This window comes from Staphylococcus sp. 231237_7MaSpsaltlick (assembly GCF_043107035.1).
In genome coordinates, this window is sequence record NZ_JBICNX010000366.1 from 1 (window position 1) to 453 (window position 453).

At 25.4% G+C, this 453-nt stretch carries 1 pseudogene; it reads left to right on the forward strand.

The features are described from left to right. Positions 1-49: 49 nt before the first annotated feature. Positions 50-453: pseudogene (locus ACF91D_RS31920) on the forward strand (ABC transporter permease); the annotation flags it as partial.

Genomic DNA, 453 nt, shown 5'->3' on the forward strand with positions numbered 1-453 from the left:
TTACTAGATACAATTTTTAATAAAGATGATAAAAAAGAGGTGGAAGCTTATGGTAGCTAAGTATTTTTTTACAGAGTTAAGGTTGTTGTTTAGAAAAAAAGTGTATTTAGTTTTATCGATTCTTATTCCATTGTGCTTTTATTTGTTATTTACTTCAATTTTAGATTTACCAAAAGATGCAGAACAATTATTTTATAAAGAATACATGTATAGTATGACAGCATTTAGTTTATCAAGTTTTTGTTTAATACAATTCCCTATCGATTTGATAAATGAAAAAACAACAGGTTGGTATAAGAATTTAATGCGCACACCATTACATGCATATCAATACTATTCAGTTAAAATTTTTAAAATGATGTTTCAATTTATTTTATCTATTACTTTAATATTTGTCGTCGCCTATATAGTAAATGGGGTAACAATGACATTATTCGAATGGATATTTTCAGG